Consider the following 15,775-nt stretch of genomic DNA (forward strand, 5'->3'; position numbering starts at 1 on the left):
CGCATCATGCATCGCACTTGCAACGCATGAGGTGATGCTAATGAAAACCGCAACCATCCCGTCGCTGCGCGTCGACCCGGAACTCCGCGCGGCTGCCGAAAGCGTGCTGAAGGAAGGTGAAACGCTATCTGCCTTCGTCGAGGACTCGCTGAAGAGACAGATCGATTACCGAAAAAGCCAAGCGGAGTTTATCGCCAGGGGGCTGGCAGGTCTGGCCGAAGCTGAGCGCACCGGGGTTTACTACTCATCCGAAGAGATTTTTGGAGAACTGAAAGGCATGCTTGAAGCCAAGCGGGCCGAAAAGCGCTCCAAATGAGCTATTTCGTGAAGTGGACGGAGCGCGCGCGAGTTGATCTAAAACGGCTCTATGCATATCTGCTGGATCGCGACGAGGATGCCGCGGCCCGTGTGCTGGAGCTTATTACACAGTCGGTGGTATTGCTCGAAGAGTTCCCATTCAGTTGCCGGAAGGCCTTAGGCGGCAACGCACTCCTTCGAGAAATGCTCGTTCCATTCGGTTCGTCTGGCTATGTCGTGCTGTTCAGAATAGACAACGAGACGTCCGTCACCGTTCTCGCCATCCGCTACCAGCGCGAGGACGACTACCACTGACACCGCACGACCTTAGCGGTCGCTCATCGTCGCTCTCGGATTGACCCAGGGCTCCTGATTGCTGCGGGGCAGGGGCTGCTTGCCGAGAATATGATCCGCGGCCTTCTCGCCGGTCATGATCGATGGGCCGTTGAGATTGCCATAGGTGACATGCGGGAAGATCGAACTGTCCGCCACCCGCAGCCCCTCGACGCCGATCACCCGGCATTCCGGATCGACCACGGCCATGGGGTCATCGGCCCGACCCATCCGGCAGGTGCCGCAGGGGTGATAGGCACTTTCCAGATGCTCGCGCAGGAAGGCATCGATCTGATCGTCGCTCTCAACCTGTTCGCCCGGCTGGATCTCCGGCCCGCGATAATCGTCGAACGCCTTCTGGCTGAAGATCTCGCGCGTCAACCGCACGCAGTGGCGGAACTTGATCCAGTCTTCCTCGTGGCTCATGTAATTGAAGCGGATGACAGGATCGTCTTTCGGATCGGACGAGCGCAGCGTCACCGCGCCGCGCGATTTCGACAGGTTGTAGCCCACATGCACCTGGAACCCGTGGCTCTTCGCCGCCGCCTTGCCGTCGTATGAAATTGCCACAGGCAGAAAGTGATACTGGATATCCGGCTGCTTCAGGCCCGGTTCCGAGCGCAGGAAGGCGCAGGCCTCGAACTGGTTGGAGGCGCCCAAGCCACTCTTGGTCATCAGCCACTGGGCACCCGCCACCCCCTGCCAGAACCAGGGCAGCCAGGAATAGAGCGAGACAGGCTTGGTCGAGATCTGCTGGAAATAGAATTCCATGTGATCCTGCAGGTTGGCACCGACGCCCGGCCGGTCGGCCACGACCTCGATCCCCAATTCCTTCAGGTGCGCCGCCGGCCCGATGCCAGATAGCATCAAGAGTTTCGGCGAATTGAACGACGAGGCGGCGATGATCACCTCGCGATTAGCCTTCACCACCTCCGGGACGCCCCGCCGCAGCACTTCGACGCCGATCGCTCGGCCGTTCTCGATGACGACCTTCTGCGCCAGCCCATAGACGACTTCGACATTCTTCCGCTTCATCGCCGGCCGCAGATAGGCGTTGGCGGCGGACCAGCGGCGACCGTCATGGATCGTCTGCTCCATCAGCCCGAAGCCTTCCTGCTTCGAGCCGTTGTAATCGTCGGTGGTCTCGAAACCGGCCTCTGCACCCGCCCGGATAAAGGCATGGAACAGCGGATTGGTCATCGGCCCGCGCTGCACATGCATCGGCCCATCGGTGCCGCGCCATCCCTCTTCGCCACCGTGGGCCGTTTCCATCCGCTTGAAATAGGGCAGCACATCCGCATAGGACCATCCGCTCGCGCCGAGATCCTCCCAGCGGTTGTAGTCTTCGGCGTGGCCGCGCACATAGACGAGGCCATTGATCGACGAAGACCCGCCCAGCACCTTGCCCCGCGGCGCGGTAATCCGCCGGTTGCCGAGGTTCGGTTCCGGCTCCGAATAATAACCCCAGTTGTAGCGCTTCATGCTCATCGGCCAGGCAAGTGCTGCCGGCATCTGGATGAACGGACCATAATCCGTGCCCCCAGCCTCGATCACGATGACAGAATGCTTCCCGTCCTCGGACAGCCGATAGGCCATGGCCGAACCCGCTGAACCCGAGCCGATGATGACGAAATCTGCTTGCAGCATGGTGACTTATCCGATTTTGGTTCTGTTAGGCATCAACCGTGATTTCGTTGATCCTGATTTGACTTGTGCTTTGCCGCAGACGAAGAATGCGACATTCCGCAGCAATGGTATCTCAGGTTTTGCGAACGCCGATGTCGAATGGTTTCACCACCAAGCTGATCGAGCAATTGCGCACGACCGAGGAAGCGCGTCTCGCTGATGAAGAGAGAAATCGACACACTCCGAAAATTCGCCATCGCTCATCTGACCATCGCTCATCTGACCATCGGTCATTTGCGTGGCAATGGCTTCGAAACAAGTTGCAAAGTGGTCTGATGATCGCGTCGGCGTTGCTTCTTCACTATACGACATCTTTGAACATCTACATTTGCCTCTCGATATCTCTCGCCGCCTCCATTGTGCTCATTATCTACCGATATCGCCGGGCAAGTAACTGACTACGTTCTCAATACGGCGCCTCAACCTTGCCCATTCCCACATACACCGTCTTCAGCTCCGAATAATGCTCCAGTGCCGCAAGCGAGTTTTCGCGGCCGAAGCCGGATTGTTTTGTTCCGCCGAAGGGGATTTCTACCGGGCAGAGGTTGTAGGTGTTGATCCACAGCGTGCCTGCTTCCAGAAGATCCACGACGCGATGGCCGCGTGTCAGATCGGCGGTAAAGACCCCGGCGGAGAGGCCGAATTCGGTCGCGTTGGCGCGCGCGATCACCTCTTCCTCGTTATCGAAGTCGAGCACGCACATGACGGGTCCGAAGATCTCTTCACGGGCGATGGTCATGTCGTCGGTGACGTCGGCAAACACCGTCGGCTGGATGTAATAGCCTTCGCCCGAGACATTGTTGGGAATGCCGCCGCCGGTGACGACCGTCGCGCCTTCCGAGATGCCTTTTTCGATATAGGACATCACCTTCTGGCGTTGATCGAAGGAGACCATCGGCCCCACCTGGGTTGCCTCGTCCATCGGGTCGCCGATCACCATCTTTTCGGTGCGGGCCTTCAGCCGCGACAGGAATTCGTCCCGGATCGCCTTCTGCACGAACACGCGGGTGCCGTTGGAGCAGACCTGTCCGGTCGAATAGAAATTGCCGAGCATCGCCCCACCGATGGCGGAATCGATATCGGCATCCTCGAACACGATCAGCGGCGACTTGCCGCCCAGTTCCATCGTCACATGCTTGAGGTTGCCGGCAGCGCTTGCCGCCACCTTGCGGCCTGTCGGCACCGAGCCGGTCAGCGACACCTTGGCGACATCAGGATGTTCGACCAGAAGCGGCCCGGTCGTGCGGTCGCCCTGGATGACGTTGAAGAGCCCCTTCGGCAGGCCGGCCTCGATCAGGATCTCGGCGATCTTGAGCGCGCCGAGCGGCGTGTTTTCCGACGGCTTGAACACCATCGCATTGCCGGCGGCAAGCGCCGGTGCGCCCTTCCAGCAGGCGATCTGCTGCGGATAGTTCCAGGCGCCGATGCCGACGCAGACGCCGAGCGGCACCCGTTTCGTATAGGCAAAATCGCCGCCGAGCGGAATATACTGGCCATTCATGCCGGCTGCGATCACGCCGCCGAAAAACTCGAAACTGTCGGCGCCGGATGTCGGGTCGGCGACGATCGTTTCCTGGATCGGCTTGCCGGTATCGAGCGTCTCCAGCTCGGAAAGTTCGCGGTTGCGGGTCCGCATGATCTCGGCTGCCCGCTTCAGGATCCGGCCGCGTGCGGTCGGGCTCATTGCCGCCCATTCCGGCTGGGCGCGCTTGGCGGCCGCAATCGCCTTTTCAACGATCGCAGGCGTTGCCGCATGCAGCCTTGCGATCACTTCGCCCGTCGCCGGGTAAAGGCTTTCGATGACGCTGCCGTCGGTATCCTCGACATATTCGCCGTCGATGAAATGGCTGGCGACTGGTTGTGCTTTCATGGGTCTTCTCCGTTCCTTGGCGCTTATTCCCCGCGAGGATAGCGCTTGGACTCTTCCAGATTGTCGAGGTTCATATGGTTGCGCATGTAGCGCTCCGAGGCTTTCTGCAAGGGTTGGTGATCCCACGGGTAGTAGGCACCGTTGCGCAGCGCTTCATAGACCACCCAGCGCCGCGCCTGGCTTTCGCGCACGGCCGCGTCGAATTTCGCCATGTCCCACTTTTCCGCCCGCTTGGCGCGAAACCCGTCCATGACCGATGAATGGGCCGGGTCCTGCGCAAGGTTGGTCAGCTCGTTCGGATCGGCGTCGAGATCGTAAAGCTGTTCGGGATCGAGCTCGCAGTGAACGTATTTCCACTTGCCCTCGCGGATGCCCACCAGCGGCGCATGCGAGGCTTCGGCGGCATATTCCATCAGCACCGGCGAGGTTCGCGTGCCGCCATCGATCACGGGCTTCAGGCTTTCGCCGTCGGTCCAGGGCATGATCTCGTCCATCGAGATGCCGGCAAGATCGCAAAGCGTCGGTGTCACGTCGAGATTGGAAACCGGCGCGGCATGCAGCGACGGCGTGATCTGAGGACCGGCGATCATCAGCGGCACCCTGGATGACCCCTCGAAGAAGTTCATCTTGAACCACAATCCGCGCTCGCCCAGCATGTCGCCATGGTCGGAGCAGAACAGGATGAATGTGTTATCCAGCATCCGTGTCCGCGTCAGCGTGTCGACCAGCTCGCCGACTTTCTCGTCGATATAGGAAATGTTGGCAAAATAGCCCTGACGCGCCCGCCGCACATGCTCGTCGGTGATCTCGAAAGCCGGATAGTCGCAGGACTTCAGAATGCGGGCCGAATGCGGATCCTGCTCGGAGAGCATGCCGATCTCGGGCATCAGGTGCTCGCAGTCGTTATACAGATCCCAGAACTTCCGGCGTGCCACATAAGGGTCGTGCGGATGCGTGAACGATACCGTCAAAGCCCAGGGCCGGCGGTCCGCATCGTCGTTGTCGCGGCTGAGATGGTAGAGCTTCTGGTTGGCGAGGAAGGCCACCTCGTCGTCATATTCCATCTGGTTGGAAATCTCGGCAACGCCGGCGCCGGTGACGGAACCCATGTTGTGATACCACCAGTCGATCCGCTCACCCGGTTTGCGGTAATCCGGCGTCCAGCCGAAATCGGCCGGGTAGATGTCGGTGGTCAGCCGTTCCTCGAACCCGTGCATCTGGTCCGGCCCGACGAAATGCATCTTGCCCGACAGCGCTGTGTAATAGCCAGCGCGGCGCAGGTGATGCGCATAGGTCGGGATAGACGAAACGTATTCGGCGGCATTGTCATAAACCCCGGTTCTGCTCGGCAGCTGCCCCGCCATGAACGAGGCGCGGGCCGGCGCGCAAAGCGGCGACGAGGTGTAGTTGTTCTGGAAGCGGGCAGAGCGTGCAGCCAGCGCCTTCAGATGCGGCACATGCAGCCAGTCCGCCGGCCCATCCGGAAACAGCGTGCCATTCATCTGGTCGACCATGATGATGAGAATGTTCGGACGGGACATGACCGGGCTGCTTTTCTTGAAGATGAGGAAGACCGCCAGAATGAGTTATTTTCGATTGGCCGCGCAATCAAGCAGGGATTGCGAACAGCGCTGTCTCAAAAACGCACGGCCGGGGACTGTGGGGGAAATCCCTGTGGAAGCTTAAGCTTGGCTCGTGGCGTTGACGTGGGACCGCACCTGCCCAAGCCAGACGATGTAATATTTACAACTCATTGTATTAGAAAGATAAATTACTGTCATGGAAGTTTCATCGAACTGTCATTTGCGGGAAAGGTATTTTTGACCAATGGAGGCAAAGGTGGCGCCCGTGAATAAGGCGCCGGGCGGATCTCGCCCACGCAGTAAATGGGGTGAATTGCATGTCGTCTGCGGCCGTTCTGGAACCGGGCGTTTTCCGCCGCTATGCCAGCGATCAGCTTCTGCCTCTGGCCAAGCTCGTCATCGAGAACGCCTTCCAGCCGATCGTGGAGGTCGCCACCGGGTCCGTGTTCGGTTACGAATCGCTGCTGCGCGGGCATGACCGTCTCGGCTTTGCCTCGCCGCTCGAACTGATCGACCAGGCCCATGACGGCGGCCAGCTTCTGGCGCTCGAACAGATGGTCGCCCACCGGGCACTTGCCAAATTCGCCGGCCTTCCGGATTTCTCCAGCCAAACGCTGTTTCTCAATCTCGATGTCCGGATGATCCGCGACGGCCAGCTTTTCCTCGAAAAGATCGTCCAGCACCTGCGCCAGGCAGGCGTCGCACCGTCCTCGGTCTGCTTCGAGCTGTCCGAGCGGTTCGACAACACGTCGGTGCCGGAATTTGCCGAGTTGATGAGCGAGATGCGCAAGGCAGGCTTCAAGCTGGCGATTGACGATTTCGGCGTCGGCCATGGCGAGATGAAGCTGCTCTGCGACTACCCGGTCGACTACCTGAAGATCGACCGGCACTTCATTTCGGATATCGATGTCAATCCGCGCAAACGGCATCTCGTCAAGAACATCGTCAATATTGCCCATGTGCTCGGCATCCGCGTGATTGCCGAAGGCATCGAGACCGAGGCCGAATTTCTGGCCTGCCGTGAATACGGCGTCGATCTGGTACAGGGCTATTTCATCGCAAGACCCACCAGCTTCGTCACGGAGTTGCAGCCGGCCTATCCGCATCTGGCCGCAATCGGTCTGTCGCGCCGCTCCAGCCAGTCTCTCGACGAAATCCTCATCCGCAAGCAGATCGAAAAACTGCCGACCGTGTTCGAGAACGAAAGCATCGACAGCGTCTTTGAACTGTTTCGCCGCAATCCGCGCCAGGCATTCTTTCCGGTGCTGAACGCCAATGGCGAACCGCGTGGCGTCATCAACGAATATCACCTCAAGGAATTCATCTATCAGCCCTTCGGCCGCGATCTCCTAAAGAACAAGGTCTACGAGCGCACCATCGCCCATTTCGTCGAGCGCGCGCCGATCATCGGGCTGGATGCCGAGGCGGAAGAACTGATGAGCCTGTTTGCCAACATGGAAAACAGCGCCTGCGTTATCCTTACCGAAAACATGCGCTATGCGGGCGTCGTCTCGGCCGCATCGCTGATCAAGGTGGTCAACGAAAAGCAGCTGAAGATCGCCCAGGACCAGAACCCGCTGACGGGGCTTCCCGGCAACCGGGCCATCCGCGACTTCATGTACCAGGCCGGCCGCGATGACGACGAGCAGCGCTTCTTCTGCTATTGCGACTTCGACCATTTCAAGCCGTTCAACGATCATTACGGCTTCCAGATGGGCGACCACGCGATCTCGCTGTTTGCGGCGCTGATGAAGCGCTACTTCTTCTCCGACGAACATTTTCTGGGCCATGTCGGCGGCGACGATTTCTTTATCGGCATTCGCGACTGGTCCCGCGACGAGTTGGAGGAAATCCTCGAGCGCCTTCTATCGGATTTCCACGATGACGCCGTCGCGCTCTATTCGGAAGAGGAGAGGGCGGCAGGCCGGATCCGTGGCCATGACCGCACCGGCGTGGAGCGCGATTTCCCTTTGCTGCGCTGCTCGATCGGCGTTGTCCATCTGCCGCAGGGCCTGATCCTCGACGATATCGCCCGGATCGGAACGGAGATCGCAACGGTCAAGGTTGCCGCCAAGGAGAGCGACCGTGGCCTTGTTTTCGCAAGCTACGGTGACGCGGCAGAGTAGCGCCACACCGGCTCAACCGGACGCATGCATCCAACCTCCGCCTTTCCAAGCAGGGGGCACTGTCCTAAGTCAGTCGTCAGATACTGACAGGAGTAGACCCATGTCCATGCCGTCCCAGATGCGTTTCGTCGACCTGCCGTCCTTCGGCGCGCCCGATGTAATGACCCATGCCACCGGCCCGTGCCCGTCGGCCGGATCAGGCGAAATCCTGATCAAGGTAGAAGCCGCCGGCGTCAACCGACCCGACGTCGCCCAGCGCCAGGGCAACTACCCGGCGCCGAAGGATGCAAGCCCGATCCTTGGCCTCGAAGTCGCCGGTGAAGTCGTGGCGCTCGGCGAGGGCGTGACCGAATTTGCAATCGGCGACAAGGTCTGCGGCCTGTCGAACGGCGGCGGCTATGCAGAATACTGCGTCGTGCCGGCTGGCCAGGCGCTGCCATGGCCGAAGGGCTATGATGCGGTGAAGGCCGCAGCCGTTCCGGAAACCTTCTTCACCGTCTGGGCCAACCTGTTCCAGATGGCGGGCCTGACCGAAGGCGAGAGCGTGCTGATCCATGGCGGCTCAAGCGGCATCGGCACGACCGCGATCCAGCTCGCCAAGGCATTCGGCGCGACTGCCTATGCGACTGTCGGCTCGAAGGAGAAAAGCGAGGCCTGCGAAAAGCTCGGTGCGACCAAGGCGATCAATTACAAGACCGAGGACTTTGCCGAAGTGATCAAGGCCGAGACCGACGGCAAGGGCGTCGATGTGGTGCTCGACATGATCGGCGCATCCTATTTCGAAAAGAACCTTTCGGTCCTTGCCAAGGACGGCTGCCTGTCGATCATCGCATTCCTTGGCGGCAACATGGCGGAAAAGGTCAATCTCTCACCGATCATGGTCAAGCGCCTGACGGTGACAGGATCGACCATGCGGCCCCGCACCGCTGACGAAAAGCGGGCGATCCGCGACGAACTGCTGAGCGAGGTCTGGCCGCTTCTCGAAGCCGGCAAGGTCTCACCCGTCATCCATTCCGTGGTGCCGTTTGACGACGTGGTCGAGGCGCACCGGCTGATGGAAACCAGCAGCCATATCGGCAAGATCGTGATGAAGCTGGGGTGAGGAAACGTGGGGGCAGGGGTGGCCTTGGGCATCGCCCGGAAGGCACCCCGCCGCCGGCTGCGCGAATAGTGGTCGAACCGCCGCCGATCCGCAACTCAATAATATCTTCGATTGTTTACATAACTTGCCTTGCAAGCGCCGCAGATCGCACCTACCTTCTAATCATCATCAACGTAATGAAAGGAAGGTGGTCCAATGTCTAATGAGATTTCGGTCTGTGTAGCGGGCAATGGAAAGTTGTTGGTCTTGACGGGGCAGCCCTCGGCCTGAATGACATCTTCCTTCGGACTGCATGATTGTAGCCCGGGTTCGTTCAACCGGACCAAACTCATGGAAGGGCCGCTCAAGCGGCCCTTTTCCATGTCTGCCGGTCGCAAATTTCGATGGTCTTCCATCCTGCCTGGCAATGATGACCAATTCCCTGACATGCACCCTTGAAAGACATGCATGGCGCGCATGGGTGGCCTGACGCTTCGGTGCTTCTGCTTCATCCTTGGGCAGCGTATAAAGAGGTCATCGAAGCAAGAGAAAGCGCCGGCATCTGGCAGCTGAAGCTTCGAAAGCCTCAGGAAAGGGGATCATCATGAACGTAGCACGCACCATCAACAACTGGCGCAAATATCGTCAGACGGTAACCGAACTGGACCGTATGACCTCGCGCGAACTCCACGACCTCGGTATCGACCGTAGCGATATCCGTCGCGTCGCACGCACTGCCGTCGGCTTCTGATCGGTTTCTGATCGTATAATCCGAATGTTTGCAAACGCTCGCAAATCTGCGGGCGTTTTGCGTTTCATGCATAGCTCCCATGCATCGCGGCACTGGTCTCTCGGCTAGATGCCGATCCGTCCGAGCGCCGGTACCTTGATGCCCGGCCGGGCGAGATCGAGGCCCGCGACGAGACCGAGGAAATGGACCTCGATGCCGCTCCTCACCCCCACCGAAAAGCCTAACAGACCGCGCAGCGTCACATGCAGGTCGCGGCTGTCCTCGTCCAGATGCACGAATTCCCCATCCGGCAGATAGTCGCGGCCCACCGCATGCGGCGGAAGCACCGCGCCGATCTCAGGCACGGTGCGCAGCACATAGGCCACGAACGTATTGGAATTCGGCCCCGGCCAGATCGTGTAGCCGCCGGGCTCGGCGTAAGGGTAGGCGGCAATCGCGCCTTCGATCTTGGGGATCAGCAGCTCCGCCTTCGATCCGGTGATCGATGTCACCAGCTGCGGCGGGTTCGAATACCAGAAGGCATCCGGATCGCGGTGGTTGCGGCGGATCGGGTTGCCCCAGCCCACCTTGTCATAGCGGGTATAGGTGGCCGCACCCTTTGCCTTGGTCACGATCCAGGCATGGCTTGCCACCGAACCTTTCAGCCCGCCCGTCATCGCCGAGAAAATATAGATCGCCGCATCGTTGCTTTCGTTCGCCTTGGGAAGGATGCCGGCCGACGACCAGCGCGCGGCACTCCAGCCGGACGGGTGTTCGCGCATCGCCCAAAGGCCGGCGGAAGCGAAGGTGGGAAGAAGGTAGACGACGAAGATAAGGAGCAGCAGTCGCTTTACCGATTTCATAAACATTCCCGTGCAACAAATCGCCGAAACGGCTATCAACGCCGCCGAAATGGCGTTTAAGCCGAATGAGCAATAGAAGCCGGCAAATTCAGGACTGACCGATGCAAAATCCCGTGACCGTTGAAGTGACCCGCGGCTCTCTCGTCGAAAGCCGCCATCGCGGCCTCGGCGTCGTCGTGGATGGCGAAGGCAAGACGCTGTTTTCCTTCGGTGATGCCGAAGCCGGCGTGTTTCCGCGGTCCTCCTGCAAGGCCATGCAGGCGCTGCCGCTGATCGAAAGCGGTGCAGCCGATGCCTACGGGTTCGGAGCTAAGGAACTGGCATTTTCCTGCGCCTCCCATTCCGGCGAGGATGCACATGTGGCCATGGCGGCCTCGATGCTGGCCAAGGCTGGCAAGAGTGTCGACGACATGGAATGCGGCGCCCACTGGGCATCCGAACAGGCCTCGCTCATCCACCAGGCCCGCACCATCGAATATCCAACGGCGCTGCATAACAACTGCTCCGGAAAACATTCCGGCTTCGTCTGCACCTGCGTCCATTCCGGCACGCAGCTGAAGGGCTATGTCGACTACGATCATCCGCTGCAGAAGGAAATCCGCGACGTGATGGGTAGCCTCACGGGCGCGGTTCTCGCCGAAGACAATTGCGGCATCGACGGTTGCTCGATCCCGACCTATGCCGTGCCGCTCAAGGGCCTCGCCCACGGCTTTGCGAAAATGCTGACCGGCTCCGGTCTCTCCAACGAACGGGCGAAAGCCTCGCGCCGGCTGATGGACGCCTGCATGGCCGAACCGTTCTATGTCGCCGGCACCGGCCGCGCCTGCACCAAGCTGATGGAACTGGCGCCGGGCAAGATCTTTGCCAAGACCGGTGCCGAAGGCGTCTTCGTCGCCGCACTTCCCGATCAGGGCATTGCCATGGCGGTCAAATGCGAGGACGGTACGACCCGCGCCGCCGAAGCGATGATCTTCGCGCTCATCGCCCGCTATTTCGAAAAGGGCGGCGAAACCGAAGCCAAGCTGATGGCGATGGCCAACCGTACGATGAAGAACTGGAACGGCCTCACCGTCGGCGAAGTCCGGGTCACTGACGCGATGTTTGCCTGATACCGACGAAGGGATACGGATCGATGCTGACGCTCTACATCACGCCCGGCACCTGCTCACGCGCCAGCCATATCGCGCTGGCCGAGTCGGGCCTCGATTATCAGGTCTCGCTCATCCGCTTTGCCGAGGGCGAGCAGCGATCGCCATCCTATCTGAAGGTCAACCCGAAGGGCCGGGTGCCGGCACTGGTCACGGACCAAGGCGTGCTGACCGAAACCGTCGCACTGCTTCCCTACATCGCCCAGCTCGTGCCTTTAAAGAGCCTTGCGCCGCTGGACGATCCCTTCCTGTTTGCAAAAATGCAGGCCTTCAACGCCTATCTCTCCTCCACCGTCCACATCAACCACGCCCATGGCCGCCGCGGCGCGCGGTGGGCCGATAATGCCGCCTCGCATGCGGACATGATCGCCAAGGTGCCGCAGACCATGCGCGACAGCTTCGCTCTGATCGAGAACGATCTTGTCGAAGGCCAATTCGTGCTCGGCGAAACGTTTTCGGTCGCCGACGCCTACCTGTTCGTCATGACCGGCTGGCTGGAAAGCGACCATGTGGAAATGGCCGAATTCCCCAAGGTCGCCGCCCACTACCGCCGCATCGAAATGCGGCCGGCGGTGCAAAGGGTGCTGGCGGAAGAAGCAGCAGCGAAACCCGCCACCTGATCGTCAGGCCGGCTCAGCGTTGCGCTTTGCCCACATCGCCTGATAGGCGGGCCGGGCGACGCAGCCGTCATACCAGGCTTTCAGCGCCGGGCGGCCGTCGAACAGGGCCGCATGGCTGCGCGCGTAACGCACGATTTCCGTCACGTTGATATCGGCCACCGTAAACCGCTTGCCCACCATGAAACCGTCTTCGGAAAGATGCTTTTCAAGCACGTCGAACGGCCGCGAAAGCGTGCGTGCAGCAGCCTCGATCGCCGCCTTGCCTTCGTCGGTGGACGCGCTGGACGACTGGATCGTCAGGGCCGCGGTCTCGACGCTGGTTGCCGCAAACAGCGACCACTGCACCATCTGCGCCTCTTCCTCGATCGTCTTCGGAGCAATCTCGCCGCCATGCTTGCGGGCAAGGTAAAGCGTGATGGCAAGCGACTCGTGCAGCACGAACCCGTCATCGTCCATCGACGGGATCGAGCCCATCGGATTGACGCTCAAAAACTCCGGCGACCGCGTGTTGACAGGCGCGCCATCAACCGAAGCGTCATCCAGCCGATAGGCCTGGATGACAGGAATATGCTCGAACGGCAATCCCAGTTCCTCGATCAACCAGAGCGGCCGCGTCGCGCGCGAACGATAGACGCCATAGATTTTCAGCATGCGTATCTCCCATTGTGTGTCGCGGGCGACGCTAGTGCGGTTCGGCCCCGAACGGAAGATGCAGCCCCCTCAAATCGACCGGTTGGACGTCCGCTTCAGTTTTCGCTATCTTGAGTACCACCCTGATCATCTTGAGGCCGCCCCATGTCCGCCACCCGTTCGCTCAGCATCACCCTGCCGGTCGAGATCGCCGACATGGTCGAAGCCAAGGTCGCCTCCGGCGAATACGCCTCGGAAAGCGACGTGATCGCCGAGGGCCTGCGCCCGATGGCAGCGCATGACGCCGCGATCGAGAGATGGCTGAGGGACGAGGTCGTGCCGACGCTTCAGGAAATGGATGCGCACCCGGAACGAGGATTAACCGGCGACGAGGTGGATCGATATCTGGACGAGCTGGCGGCAAAACTTACCGAGCAGATGACGAAGGAATGAAGTACAGGGTCGTCTTCGATCCTGCGGCGAGAGATGATCTTGCCGATATCCTGACATATCTGGCACCTCGCATGGGTGTAGACCCCGCATTGGCCTATGTTCGCCGCATCGAAGACTACTGCCTTGATTTTTCGACATTTCCCCACCGCGGCATGCGGCGCGATGACGTTTACTCCGGGCTGCGGCTCGTCGGTTATCGGTACAAAGCAACGATCGCCTTCCGCGTCAGGGACGACGTCGTGCAGATTGCCCGCGTCTTCCACAACGGCCGCAACATCGATTTCGGCCCCAGCCCCGAAGCTCCCGACACCGAAACCTAACCCACCCGGTTCCCCATAACCGTCAGATGCGGAAACGCCGCCGCTGCATCACCCGACCCACCCAACTCTTCCGTTGCAGCCTCCGTCCAGCGATAGCCAATCACGCCGCCGTCCTTCACATCCTGAAACACATTGCCGCTGATGACAGTCGATCCGGCACCTTCGGCAACGCTCACGGCGCAACCGACCTTGGCGCCGCGCACGATATTGTTGGCCGCGACGACGTTGCGGAGATAGGGGCCGAAGCCGAGTGCCAGGCCCCAGAGGGCGGCGTTTTCCACCACGTTGCCTGTGATCGCCGTGTCGGCCTCGGCGCTGATGCCGACGCCGAAGATGGCGCCGTCGAGTTTGTAGGGGCCGGTTGCGGAAAGGTTGCGGACGATATTGCCGGTAATGGTCGAAAGCCTGCCGCCTTCGTTGAAGTTGACGACGGAAATGCCGTTTGCCGCGCCGTCCACCGTATTGCCCGAGATGACGGCGCCCTCGAACGAGAATTCCGCATAGATCGCCGTCTCGCCGGAGCGAAAGCACTGGTTGCCGGAAATCTGCGCGTTGGACGAGCTGTTGGCGCGGACCGCCGAAAAGGCAGAGTCGGAAATGTGGTTGCCGCTCACCATCACGTTGGCGGCGCGAAACAGGTTGATCGCATTGCCATATTGCCCGGTACCGCCATTCCTGGCGCCGATCCGGAAGATGCGATTGCCCGTGACGATGCTGCCATCGACGCCCTTTTCCCAGCGATGGATGAGAATGCCGCCATTGCCGCAATCAAATACGCTGTTGGCGGTCACCGACAGACCGGTGCTTTCGACTGCATAGAGCGCGTAATCCGCAGCGCCCGATATCTTGGAGCGCTCGATGCGTCCGCCGCACCGCTCCAGCTGGATCGCGGATTTGCGCGCGCCAAGGATCTCGCAATTGTCGATGGAGATATCGGGAATGCCGGAGAAATGGATAAGGGCAGGGGTCTGATCATCCAGCCAGCGATTGCCGCCGTCGATCACCAGATTGGAAAGCTCGATCCGCCGCGCCGCGGTTGCACGGATAAACGATCCGTCGCCGGAATAGACGAGCCTGGAAGCGCCTGATACGCCGACCAGCCTTGTATTGTCGGGAAGATCGAGGCCGGAAACGCGGTAGTCGCCGGGCGGCAGATAGACCGGCTTGTTCTGCCTCGCCGCCTGTTCGATCAGCGCCAGCAGCTTGCGGCTGGAAACATCGCCGCCATCAGGCGCCACGCCATGGTCGCGCGCGTCGATCGAGCCGCGCAGGTCAACGGTCGAAACACTGGCGGGTGCTGCAAGCGCTGGCAGCGGCAGTGCCGCAACTGCAGCCCCCGTCATGCTCCAGCCAAGCATTTTGCGTCTCGAAATCATCCAGCCGTCTCCATCATCCCCTTCGAACACGCATTTATCGTGCCAGCGGAAGTGTCCGGTTTCGGGACGGGATGCGAAAGCGGTCAGGCCCGGTCAGGCCCGGTCAGGCCCGGTTAGGTCGGAGAGGGACGGCCTGCGCCGCCGGGATAGACCGCTTCGAAACCGGAGATGAACTTCTCAAACAGATGCGAAAACGCCGAAAGCTCTTCCTCCGGCCAGTCGCCCAGCACATTCACCAGCAGCGACCGCTTGACCGCCTGTAGCTCGGTCAGCAACGCATCGCCGAGTTCAGTCCTGACCAGCAGCGAGCGCCGCCCGTCCTCCTGCGAAGCGTCGCGCCTCAGTACGCCGCGCGACACAAGATCGGTCACCAGACGGCTGCCGCGCGACGGGTCGATCCGCATCGTCTCGGCAATCGCCCCGACAGTGATTTCGCCCTCGATCCTGCCCATCACGTCAAGCACGTCGAGATGCGCCGTTTCCAGCCCCGGAACCGTGTTGGCGATCGCGGTGCGCGCGATCATCCGTCGCCCCATCAGATGCCGCATCCGGGTCAGGTTGTCGCTGACACGCGAAAGACCCTCCGCAAATGCGGCGGTTTCGGTCGAGGGCTGTGGGTCTGATGCAGAAATCGTGGTCGTCATCGCTGCAACTTATCA

16 protein-coding genes are annotated in these 15,775 nt (G+C 60.7%); 9 read left to right on the forward strand and 7 right to left on the reverse strand.

Annotated features, from left to right (window positions below):
- The first annotated feature begins 40 nt into the window (after positions 1–40).
- Both J3A65_RS05340 and J3A65_RS05345 read left to right on the forward strand, forming a co-directional pair.
- Entirely contained in the window at positions 41–316 is a 276-nt protein-coding gene (locus J3A65_RS05340; protein WP_209900149.1) for a YlcI/YnfO family protein, read from the forward strand.
- Positions 313–612, forward strand: coding sequence for a type II toxin-antitoxin system RelE/ParE family toxin (locus J3A65_RS05345; RefSeq protein ID WP_209900151.1), 300 nt, complete (start codon positions 313–315; stop codon positions 610–612). The genes J3A65_RS05340 and J3A65_RS05345 overlap by 4 nt, the downstream gene beginning before the upstream one ends.
- Positions 613–624: 12 nt before the next feature.
- Here J3A65_RS05345 and betA read toward each other — a convergent pair whose 3' ends face one another.
- From betA to betC, 3 genes are all read right to left on the reverse strand, one after another.
- Positions 625–2,274: a choline dehydrogenase gene (betA, locus tag J3A65_RS05350; protein ID WP_209903334.1), complete on the reverse strand. Its 1,650-nt coding sequence runs from the start codon at positions 2,272–2,274 to the stop codon at positions 625–627.
- A 448-nt stretch (positions 2,275–2,722) separates the two neighbouring features.
- Positions 2,723–4,186 (reverse strand): betaine-aldehyde dehydrogenase, encoded by a 1,464-nt coding sequence (gene betB / locus J3A65_RS05355; protein WP_209900154.1) that lies wholly within the window; start codon positions 4,184–4,186, stop codon positions 2,723–2,725.
- 23 nt (positions 4,187–4,209) lie between these two features.
- Positions 4,210–5,727 carry a choline-sulfatase gene (gene betC, locus J3A65_RS05360; protein ID WP_209900156.1) on the reverse strand — a complete coding sequence of 506 codons (1,518 nt, stop codon included), beginning with the start codon at positions 5,725–5,727 and terminating at the stop codon, positions 4,210–4,212.
- Between the two features lie 359 nt (positions 5,728–6,086).
- Between betC and J3A65_RS05365 the strand changes: the two genes are divergently transcribed.
- The 3 genes from J3A65_RS05365 (at position 6,087) to J3A65_RS05375 (ending at position 9,727) form a co-directional block, all read left to right on the forward strand.
- Positions 6,087–7,895, forward strand: coding sequence for an EAL domain-containing protein (locus tag J3A65_RS05365; protein WP_062453535.1), 1,809 nt, complete (start codon positions 6,087–6,089; stop codon positions 7,893–7,895).
- A 100-nt stretch (positions 7,896–7,995) separates the two neighbouring features.
- Complete coding sequence (locus J3A65_RS05370) at positions 7,996–8,997, forward strand: NAD(P)H-quinone oxidoreductase (RefSeq protein WP_209900157.1); 1,002 nt, start codon at positions 7,996–7,998, stop codon at positions 8,995–8,997.
- Positions 8,998–9,580: 583 nt separating this feature from the next.
- Positions 9,581–9,727, forward strand: coding sequence for a DUF1127 domain-containing protein (locus J3A65_RS05375; RefSeq protein ID WP_082471856.1), 147 nt, complete (start codon positions 9,581–9,583; stop codon positions 9,725–9,727).
- A gap of 104 nt (positions 9,728–9,831) precedes the next feature.
- Here the strand turns inward: J3A65_RS05375 and J3A65_RS05380 are convergent, their stop codons facing one another.
- Complete coding sequence (locus J3A65_RS05380; protein WP_062453533.1) at positions 9,832–10,569, reverse strand: DUF3750 domain-containing protein; 738 nt, start codon at positions 10,567–10,569, stop codon at positions 9,832–9,834.
- A gap of 101 nt (positions 10,570–10,670) precedes the next feature.
- Here J3A65_RS05380 and J3A65_RS05385 point away from each other — a divergent pair, with 101 nt between their 5' ends.
- Both J3A65_RS05385 and J3A65_RS05390 read left to right on the forward strand, forming a co-directional pair.
- On the forward strand, positions 10,671–11,678 hold the full coding sequence (locus J3A65_RS05385) for an asparaginase (protein ID WP_209900159.1): 1,008 nt from the start codon (positions 10,671–10,673) through the stop codon (positions 11,676–11,678).
- Between the two features lie 23 nt (positions 11,679–11,701).
- Entirely contained in the window at positions 11,702–12,337 is a 636-nt protein-coding gene (locus J3A65_RS05390; protein ID WP_209900162.1) for a glutathione S-transferase, read from the forward strand.
- 3 nt (positions 12,338–12,340) lie between these two features.
- Here the strand turns inward: J3A65_RS05390 and J3A65_RS05395 are convergent, their stop codons facing one another.
- Positions 12,341–12,988 carry a glutathione S-transferase family protein gene (locus J3A65_RS05395; RefSeq protein ID WP_113167487.1) on the reverse strand — a complete coding sequence of 216 codons (648 nt, stop codon included), beginning with the start codon at positions 12,986–12,988 and terminating at the stop codon, positions 12,341–12,343.
- A 144-nt stretch (positions 12,989–13,132) separates the two neighbouring features.
- Here J3A65_RS05395 and J3A65_RS05400 point away from each other — a divergent pair, with 144 nt between their 5' ends.
- Both J3A65_RS05400 and J3A65_RS05405 read left to right on the forward strand, forming a co-directional pair.
- Positions 13,133–13,420: a type II toxin-antitoxin system ParD family antitoxin gene (locus J3A65_RS05400; RefSeq protein WP_209900165.1), complete on the forward strand. Its 288-nt coding sequence runs from the start codon at positions 13,133–13,135 to the stop codon at positions 13,418–13,420.
- Positions 13,417–13,740: a type II toxin-antitoxin system RelE/ParE family toxin gene (locus J3A65_RS05405; RefSeq protein ID WP_209900167.1), complete on the forward strand. Its 324-nt coding sequence runs from the start codon at positions 13,417–13,419 to the stop codon at positions 13,738–13,740. Before J3A65_RS05400 ends, J3A65_RS05405 begins: the two co-directional genes overlap by 4 nt.
- On the opposite strand, the gene J3A65_RS05410 is transcribed toward J3A65_RS05405, so the two are convergent.
- A complete protein-coding gene (locus J3A65_RS05410) occupies positions 13,737–15,116 on the reverse strand; it encodes a TIGR03808 family TAT-translocated repetitive protein (RefSeq protein ID WP_209900168.1) in 1,380 nt (459 codons plus the stop codon). The two genes, J3A65_RS05405 and J3A65_RS05410, sit on opposite strands and share 4 nt — an antisense overlap.
- Before the next feature lie 113 nt (positions 15,117–15,229).
- Positions 15,230–15,760: a MarR family winged helix-turn-helix transcriptional regulator gene (locus J3A65_RS05415; RefSeq protein WP_113167485.1), complete on the reverse strand. Its 531-nt coding sequence runs from the start codon at positions 15,758–15,760 to the stop codon at positions 15,230–15,232.
- Between the last annotated feature and the right edge of the window lie 15 nt (positions 15,761–15,775).

Source organism: Rhizobium sp. PvP014 (assembly GCF_017876855.1).
Classification (GTDB): Bacteria; Pseudomonadota; Alphaproteobacteria; order Rhizobiales; family Rhizobiaceae; genus Neorhizobium; species Neorhizobium soli.